Raw genomic sequence first — 8,008 nt, 5'->3', positions numbered from 1 at the left:
ACTAAGTGGCATTGGCCTATGCATGCGGCTCGATATCCGCCGACGGGAAAGATCTTCCGCCGGCCTCCGGGAGATCTCCTCCCGCCCGGCGAACATCCACTCCTTGCCGCGCACGCGGTCTCCGATCAGTGGACACCAGTGCTACCAGGCCCGATGCGCTGACTCCCCGAAACCGCACCCGGCACGACCATGCGGCGCCGAAGGCGGCGCGCTTGGCAGCGCGCTTGGCGGCACGCCCACACCGTCCTCGGATCGAATCAAATTCTTGACTAGTTCAATTTATGGGAGGAGGGTCTTCTCGTGGAGACAGAAGCGGCGACGGCGGCCTTGCGGGGAGCGGGGCTGCGCGTCACGGCACCGCGGCTCGCGGTGCTCGGCGCGCTGAGCAACCACGCCCACCTGACAGCCGACACGATCGCGACCTCGGTGCGCGAGCGCCTCGGCGCGGTGTCGACCCAGGCGGTCTACGACAACCTGGAGGTGCTGCTGATCGCGGGGCTTGTCCGGCGGATCGAGCCGGCCGGCAGCCCAGCGCGGTTCGAGCTGCGGGTCGGCGACAACCATCACCACCTGGTGTGCCGTGGGTGTGGCCTGGTCGTAGACACCGACTGCGCCGTAGGTGACCCGCCCTGCCTGACGCCTTCCGACGACAACGGCTTCACGGTCGACGAGGCCGAGGTCATCTACTGGGGCCGATGCCCCGCCTGCTCCACCGCAACCAGTTCCTGAGCACACCCTCCGATCCCGGAAGGATTCCCGTGTCTGACACTCCGAACGCCGTTGTGGGAGAGATGAACAACGAGGAGAGCGCAGGCGGGTGCCCCGTCTCCGCCGGGCGCCGCAATCACCCGACCGAGGGCGCGGGGAACCGCGACTGGTGGCCGAACCAGCTCAACCTGAAGATCCTCCGAAAGCACCCAGCCGTGGCCAACCCCATGGACGAGGACTTCGACTACGCCGCGGCGTTCGCCACCGTCGACCTCGATGCCCTGCGCAGCGACGTCGAGGAGGTGATGACGACGTCGCGGGACTGGTGGCCGGCGGACTACGGCCACTACGGGCCGCTGTTCATCCGGATGGCGTGGCACAGCGCGGGCACCTACCGCATCAGTGACGGCCGCGGCGGCGCCGGTGCCGGCATGCAGCGCTTCGCACCCCTCAACAGTTGGCCGGACAATGCCAGCCTCGACAAAGCACGCAGGCTGCTCTGGCCGGTCAAGAAGAAGTATGGCCGCGCGCTTTCGTGGGCCGACTTGATGATCTTCGCGGGCAACTGCGCCCTCGAGTCGATGGGCTTCAAGACCTTCGGCTTCGGCGGCGGCCGGGCGGACGTCTGGGAGCCCGACGAGGACGTCTACTGGGGTCCCGAGCGCACCTGGCTCGGCGACGAGCGGTACACCGGCGACCGGGAGCTCGAGAACCCGCTGGGCGCCGTCCAGATGGGCCTGATCTACGTAAACCCCGAGGGCCCGAACGGCGTTCCGGACCCGCTCGCCGCGGCCCGGGACATCCGCGAGACCTTCCGGCGGATGGCGATGAACGACGAGGAAACCGTCGCGCTGATCGTGGGCGGGCACTCGTTCGGCAAGACCCACGGCGCGGCGGACGCGGACCGCTACGTCGGCCCGGAGCCCGAGGCCGCTCCCCTCGAGGAGCAGGGCCTGGGCTGGCTGAACGGCTACGGCAGCGGCAAGGGCGGGGACGCGATCACCAGCGGGCTCGAGGGTGCGTGGACGCCCACCCCGGTGACGTGGGACAACAGTTTCTTGGAGACCCTGTTCGGCTACGACTGGGAGCAGGTGGAGAGCCCCGCCGGGGCGAAGCAGTGGAAGCCGAAGGACGGCGCCGGGGCCGGCACCGTGCCGGACGCCCATGACCCCTCGAAGTCGCACGCCCCGACGATGCTGACGACGGACCTCTCGCTGCGGGTGGACCCAATCTACGAGCCGATCTCGCGGCGCTTCCTGGAGAACCCGGACCAGCTCGCGGACGCGTTCGCCCGAGCCTGGTTCAAGCTGACGCACCGCGACATGGGGCCGATCGCGCGTTACCTCGGGCCGCTGGTCCCGCGGGAGACGCTGATATGGCAGGACCCCGTCCCCGCGGTGCGACACGAGCTGATCGGGGCCGCGGAGATCGCCGCGCTCACCGGCCAGATCCTCGGTTCGGGGCTGTCCGTCTCCCAGCTCGTCTCCACCGCGTGGGCGTCGGCCTCGACGTTCCGCGGGAGTGACAAGCGCGGCGGGGCGAACGGGGCGCGCGTCCGGCTCGAGCCCCAGCGCGGCTGGGAGGCTAACGACCCCGACGAGCTGGCGACGGTGCTGCGCACCCTGGAGGGGATCCAGGAAGCCTTCAACGGCGCCCAGAGCGGGGGGAAGCGGGTCTCGCTCGCCGACCTCATCGTGCTCGGCGGGTGCGCCGCCGTCGAGCAGGCCGCGAAGAATGCCGGCCACCCGGTCGAGGTGCCCTTCACCCCGGGCCGCACGGACGCGTCGCAGGAGCAGACCGACGTGGAGTCCTTCGCCGCGCTCGAGCCGGCCGTGGACGGGTTCCGCAACTACCGCGGGAAGGGTCACTGGCTGCCGAGTGAGTACCTGCTGATCGACCGCGCGAACCTGCTGACCCTGAGCGCGCCCGAGATGACCGTCCTCGTGGGTGGCCTGCGCGTCCTGGGCGCGAACCACCAGCGGTCCCCGCTGGGCGTCTTCACCTCGTCGCCCGGGTCGCTGACCAACGACTTCTTCGTAAACCTGCTGGACATGGGTACGGAGTGGAAGGCGACGTCCGAAGACGCGGAGACCTTCGAGGGCCGCGACTCCGCCACGGGCGCGGTCACCTGGACCGGCAGCCGCGTCGACCTCGTCTTCGGCTCGAATTCCGAGTTGCGCGCCATCGCCGAGGTCTACGCGAGCGACGACGCGCGGGAGACGTTCGTGCGCGACTTCGTGGCCGCGTGGGACAAGGTCATGAACCTCGACCGGTATGACCTCGCCTGATCCCGATGCCTGATCCCGATGTCTCGATCGGCCGCCCGCCGGCCGATCGAGACATCCTCGACCTCGACAGAGCACACAACGCCGCAATCATCGTCAACCGGCTCCTCGTCCTGCTCACCGCCGACTGGTCCCAGGCCCCGCCTGAACTCCGCCAGGCGCTACGCACCCTCGACCACCACGTCAACCGGACGGACGCCAGGCTGCGGCATGCTCTGTTGATGCTCTTCGGATGCGTCCCTCCGGCAGACGATGATCACAAGTCGCTTGCACAACTTCGCGATCCCGTCAAGCGATCCAATCTTGATCGACATCCAGAACCTCCGACGCGCCGACGAAACGGGGAGGTTCTGACAAAGATCGATAACCCTGCGACCTGCACAAACGTAAACGATCAATCTTTTGGATCAGTTTATCCACAGCCCCCGCCGGGAGGTTCCGGAAGGATCTTGCAAAGCCGCAGGTCAAACCCCCCAGGATCGGTGGTACTGTCGCAGGGCAGGAACTTGTAGGGTAGGCGACTGGCGCGGTTACGCTTGGCTTTAGGCGTTGGTCCGATACCTTTGTCCGCACGGTTTCCCGTGCGTTTCTCATCCCAGCCTGCCATAGCAGCGTTCCGTTTCCAGCCACCCCCCATCGAACTGTGCAAGCGGTTCTCCCGCACACAGCTCACCGACGTCGTTCACCGCCGGCATTCGGCTTTTCCCGCCACGGCCTGTTCGGCCGCGGGGCGACGACGATTCCACTGAGATCGACCAAACCAAGCTGGTTGGCAGAGGCTACGCCTACCACCCACCGGCCGAACGCCGCCGACCGCTGATGCCGTTTCGCAACAAACAACGCCAGCCGCCGCAGCGCATACCATCTGATCGTGGCGAAGTGCCGAGCCGAGTTACCGTAGCGGAAGAAACCCGCCCAACCACGCAGCACGCGGTTGACGTCCGCCACGATCACCTCAACCGGCAGCAGCAGCCGGCGCCGCTCCGTCAACTCACGGATACGATCCCGAACATGCCGCATCGCCCTCCTCGTGGGCCAGCGGGCGAGAAACTGGATGTGCCGGAACCGCGGCGACGTGGCTCGCACCCAGCGGTGCAGGGCCCCGGCGTTGTTCCTCTCTGTCCGGTTCGGTGATAGTTTGCTATATGCCGTATACGGCGAAGGCTTCGGCGCGGTCGTGTAGGTCACGGCGGGCGTGGGCAATGTTGGCTCTGCCGGCCAGTCGGTAGGTATTGAGTGTCAGGTTGCGGAAGCTGGCCATAGCCCGCGGGGCGGCGCCAGTGCGTAGCTGGGAGTGATCCTCACGGAAAGTGACATCGCGAGTCCAATGTAGACGGTTCTCCACGCATCAGTGCTCGCGCTCGTAGTGGTTGAGGTGGACGGGGCCGGCCAACTCGGCGGGCATGCTGGTGATGCCGTAGACGATGTGTTTGCCGGTGCGTTGGCCATCCAGGCCACCGGTGTCGCGGCGCAGCCGGAACACCTGCCGGGCTCCGGGAAATAAGCTGTCATCGGCGGGTGCCACCCGAAGGGCGCGTTGTTCGGTACGCCCATGACCCCGGTCGACGTCGATGGCGGTGTGGTCGGCGAACTGCGTGTCGGTTCCCGACAGCAGCGCCTGGGCGGCCCGCAGCGCGAGGGGCTGGTTGGCTTTGAGAATCAGCACGTAGTGGGCGTGCACCTTCCCGGTGATCAGGCGGGCGGTCTTCTTCGTCGTATGGAGGGCATCCAAAGTCAGCACCATACCGGCGACGTCCAGTCCGCCCAGCACATCGGGCACGGCGGTGCCCTCACCACGCTTGTCGGCGACCTGCCGCTGACCCAGCACGACCCCGGTGCCGTGGCCGATCGCGGCGACCAGGAACACCCGCCCGGCGGTGGTGACGGTCCCGCGCAGCAGTTTCCCGTCGATCGCCGCGGCGGGTAGCAGCCCGGCCGGGGCCGGGTGAGTCACCGCACGGTGCGCGGCGCGGCGCTGTTCCCGCTCGGCTGGCCCGGCCACCGCCGGCAGGACCGGTGCGGGGGTGATGCCGCGTGCCACGTCGGCGGCGTACCCGCTGACCGCCGCGTCCAACGCGTCAGCGTCCAGACTGGCCAGTACCCGGCGGAAGGTCCGCTCGCTGGGCACCAGATAGCGACCGGTCAGCGCATCGCGCCAGGCCCCGATACGGGCCAAGACCTCTTGCGGGGTACCCGCCGCCCATTGCCAGATCGACGCCACGGAATCGTTGCCAACAACCAGCGTCGCGCAGGCGGTCAGCGCCAGGATCACCACCAACGGGTGGCGACGGCCCCGCGCGGCACGCGGGTCCGGCACCGCGGCCAGACGCTGGGCCAGCGACGACGCCGCCGCCCGCGGGTCCGTGGCACGTTCGGCCTCCCACAGGGCCAGATCCGCAAGGTGGTCAACGACAGGGCTGATCGGGGAAGATACCAACACGAGCACGGCTCCTGGGTAGATCCTTCAGGCTTTAGACACCCGAAAAATCACCAGAAGTCGTGCTCTTCCTACAGTCAGCCCGTAGCTTCGGCGATTCGCCGTAGAACCGGACAATCCGAGACAACGCCGGGGCCCTGGACGCACTCCGAGTCGGATTGAAACTTCCGTCTTTCCGCGGGGAGATTGCATCATCACAAAGTCACAACGCAGGAACTTTTTGAGTAACCCCATGTGAAGCTGTCGGCCGGGGTCAGCGACACCCCCGCGCCTTCGCCTGCTCGACGAGGCGCCGCGCGAGCGCCTCGTCCACCACCGGCGCGGTGTCGGCGGGTTTGTCCGCGATCGTCTCCGTCACCGGCTCGGTCGTCGTGCTGGTCATCGGGCGCTTCCCCTACCTGCACCTATACACAAAGTGTCATAAAAGGGTTACACCGCTGTTCTTGCAGGGCTCCACGGCTGGAGGGTGCGCCGTTTTACTTTGACAACGCCTGGCCAGTTTTCGCTCGGCACCGACAACCTGGCGGGTACGGGCTAAAAGGTCGCGGGCGACGGCGTAACCTGACGGGTGTCACGTCAGCGTGGCTGTGTTCTCGTCCTGGTCTGGTCTGTACGCCTGTCCGGGTTCCCTCTCGCTGATGCGTTGGCCAGCTGAGAGGGATCACTATGACTACGGACGTCGTGACAGATTTTCCTATGGAAATTCCGAGCCTTGCGGGGGTGAGGAGAACAGCTGCGGGGTCCGTGATAGCGAGTGTGCCGAATGGGGCCGCCCTGTCATGTGCGGGTCGCTGCTGGATGACCATCCGCGTTGGTACTCCGTTCGGATCGCGGTGAATCTCGCCCTGCTGGGCGGCGCGCTGGGTTCCTACCGGCGGCTGCTGCGCTACCTGCACCGTGCCGAGGTGCCGTTGCGTCACCCCATCCCGGAGAAGCGGCTGATCACGGCCAGGGATGTTGCCGGTGCCGCACCGGATCTGCGTGGCGGCCAGGGAGCGCGTGAGTGACCCCGGCCGGCTCCGTCTTGAGCTGCGTGCCCTGCTGGCGGACCGGTCCAGGGACGCCTCGGTGCTGGACCGGTTGTGTGTCGGCGTGGTGTCGGCCTTGCCGGTGGATGGGGCGGCGATCTCGGTGACGACCGACGCTGCCGTCCGGGGCTGGTACGGCGCGAACGGCCCGGCCACGGCCCGCCTCGATGATTTCCAGTTCACCCTCGGGGAGGGACCTGGCTGGGATGCCGTCCGGTATGGGCATCCGGTGCTTGTCGGGGACGTGACTGGACCGGCGGGGCGCCGCTGGCCGATGTTCACTCCCGCGGTCCTGGCGGCCGGTTTCCGGGCAATCTTCGCGTTCCCGTTGCGGATTGGCGCGATCCGGCTGGGTGTCCTCGACCTCGTGTGCGCGCGGGCGGGCTCCTTGGACAGCGATGGGTTGGCGGACACCTTGATTGTCGTGGATGTTGTGGCCTTGGCGCTTATCGACGCGGCGGCGGGCGACTCGTATGGCCCGGTCGATCTGCTGTCCGGACCGGACTCGGAGGCCGCCGGGATGTATCGGGCCGAGATCCACCAGGCAACCGGAATGGTGATCGCCCAGCTCGGAGTCAGCGCGCAGGAGGCCCTCGCCCGGCTCCGTGCGCACGCCTACGCCGCCGGACGGACTGCCGACGAGGTCGCCCGCGACATCGTCGCCCGCCGCCTGCGACTCGACGGTGACCTGCTCCAATGACGGAGAACGGGACTTTTGCCAGGGTTGCCCGAGGGCCTGCGGAGGGTAACGGTGGGTAAGGAACAGCAGTTGAGCGAGGCCTTCGTCGCCCTTGCCGACAGCCTTGTCGCCGACTACGACGTCGTGGACCTGCTGCACCGGTTGGCCAGCCACTGCGTGACACTGCTCAATGTGGCTGCCGCCGGGCTGCTGTTGGCCGACCAGCGCGGCAGCCTGCAGGTCGTGGCAGCCTCCTCGGAGACCAGCCGGCTGCTTGAGCTGTTTCAGCTCCAACACGACCAGGGACCCTGCTTGGACTGCTACCACAGCGGCACCGCGGTTACAGTCCCCGACATCGACCTGACCGCGGGCCAATGGCCGATCTTCGCCGCGGAGACGCTGGCCGCAGGCTACCAGTCGGTTCATGCACTGCCGATGCGGCTCCGCAACGAGGTGATCGGCACGTTGAACCTGTTCGGTACCCGCCCCGGCCTCCTCGACGACACCGACGCGCGCGTCGGCCAGGCGCTCGCGGACGTCGCCACGATCGCGATCCTGCAGGAACGCGCGATCCGCCGCTCCGAGATCCTCGCCGAACAGCTCCAACACGCGCTGACCAGCCGGGTCCTGATCGAACAGGCCAAAGGAGTCCTCGCCGAACGCGGCACCCTCGACATGGCCCAGGCATTCAACCTGCTCCGCCGCCACGCCCGCAACACCAACACCCGCCTCACCGACCTGGCCCGCGGCATCGTCGACGGAACCTACGACAGCACCGCCATGCTGGCCCCCCGAGCCCGGTGCCAGCCGCCGCCACCCGTCCCAGACTCGGGAAGATAGCCGGCCGCGGGCGGGGTTCAGGTCGCCGAGG

9 protein-coding genes are annotated in these 8,008 nt (G+C 67.9%); 5 read left to right on the top strand and 4 right to left on the bottom strand.

The annotated features are described in order from the left end of the window. The first annotated feature begins 300 nt into the window (after positions 1 to 300). Positions 301 to 729, top strand: coding sequence for a Fur family transcriptional regulator (locus MJ785_RS13835; protein WP_239313326.1), 429 nt, complete (start codon positions 301 to 303; stop codon positions 727 to 729). Between the two features lie 62 nt (positions 730 to 791). Next, a complete protein-coding gene (katG, locus tag MJ785_RS13830) occupies positions 792 to 2,996 on the top strand; it encodes a catalase/peroxidase HPI (protein WP_239313324.1) in 2,205 nt (734 codons plus the stop codon). A gap of 158 nt (positions 2,997 to 3,154) precedes the next feature. Here the strand turns inward: katG and MJ785_RS13825 are convergent, their stop codons facing one another. The 4 genes from MJ785_RS13825 to MJ785_RS21950 all read right to left on the bottom strand — a co-directional run bounded on the left by MJ785_RS13825 (position 3,155) and on the right by MJ785_RS21950 (position 5,812). Further along, positions 3,155 to 3,307 (bottom strand): hypothetical protein, encoded by a 153-nt coding sequence (locus MJ785_RS13825; RefSeq protein ID WP_239381231.1) that lies wholly within the window; start codon positions 3,305 to 3,307, stop codon positions 3,155 to 3,157. A 355-nt stretch (positions 3,308 to 3,662) separates the two neighbouring features. Next, positions 3,663 to 4,013, bottom strand: a complete 351-nt coding sequence (locus MJ785_RS13820; protein ID WP_239313320.1) for a group II intron maturase-specific domain-containing protein — start codon at positions 4,011 to 4,013, stop codon at positions 3,663 to 3,665. A gap of 328 nt (positions 4,014 to 4,341) precedes the next feature. Beyond that, a complete protein-coding gene (locus MJ785_RS13815; protein ID WP_239313318.1) occupies positions 4,342 to 5,433 on the bottom strand; it encodes an ISAs1 family transposase in 1,092 nt (363 codons plus the stop codon). 250 nt (positions 5,434 to 5,683) lie between these two features. Next, positions 5,684 to 5,812 (bottom strand): hypothetical protein, encoded by a 129-nt coding sequence (locus MJ785_RS21950; RefSeq protein ID WP_255720713.1) that lies wholly within the window; start codon positions 5,810 to 5,812, stop codon positions 5,684 to 5,686. Between the two features lie 397 nt (positions 5,813 to 6,209). Between MJ785_RS21950 and MJ785_RS13810 the strand changes: the two genes are divergently transcribed. The 3 genes from MJ785_RS13810 to MJ785_RS13800 are packed head-to-tail and all read left to right on the top strand — an operon-like array spanning position 6,210 to position 7,977. Further along, positions 6,210 to 6,437, top strand: a complete 228-nt coding sequence (locus MJ785_RS13810; protein ID WP_239311900.1) for a hypothetical protein — start codon at positions 6,210 to 6,212, stop codon at positions 6,435 to 6,437. Further along, complete coding sequence (locus tag MJ785_RS13805; protein ID WP_239311902.1) at positions 6,430 to 7,158, top strand: GAF and ANTAR domain-containing protein; 729 nt, start codon at positions 6,430 to 6,432, stop codon at positions 7,156 to 7,158. The genes MJ785_RS13810 and MJ785_RS13805 overlap by 8 nt, the downstream gene beginning before the upstream one ends. A 51-nt stretch (positions 7,159 to 7,209) precedes the next feature. Further along, complete coding sequence (locus tag MJ785_RS13800) at positions 7,210 to 7,977, top strand: GAF and ANTAR domain-containing protein (protein ID WP_239377087.1); 768 nt, start codon at positions 7,210 to 7,212, stop codon at positions 7,975 to 7,977. The last annotated feature ends 31 nt before the right edge of the window (positions 7,978 to 8,008 follow it).

This window comes from Protofrankia sp. CiT1 (assembly GCF_917627335.1).
Taxonomy (GTDB): domain Bacteria; phylum Actinomycetota; class Actinomycetes; order Frankiales; family Frankiaceae; genus Protofrankia.
This window is presented reverse-complemented; position numbering and strand designations above follow the sequence as displayed.

Bases quoted from the DNA above. Each gene is read 5' to 3' on its own strand.
- katG (WP_239313324.1), top strand. From the start codon at position 792: ATGAACAACGAGGAGAGCGCAGGCGGGTGCCCCGTCTCCGCCGGGCGC.
- MJ785_RS13825 (WP_239381231.1), bottom strand. From the start codon at position 3,307: ATGTCGATCAAGATTGGATCGCTTGACGGGATCGCGAAGTTGTGCAAG.
- MJ785_RS13820 (WP_239313320.1), bottom strand. From the start codon at position 4,013: ATGCGGCATGTTCGGGATCGTATCCGTGAGTTGACGGAGCGGCGCCGG.
- MJ785_RS21950 (WP_255720713.1), bottom strand. From the start codon at position 5,812: ATGACCAGCACGACGACCGAGCCGGTGACGGAGACGATCGCGGACAAA.
- MJ785_RS13810 (WP_239311900.1), top strand. From the start codon at position 6,210: ATGTGCGGGTCGCTGCTGGATGACCATCCGCGTTGGTACTCCGTTCGG.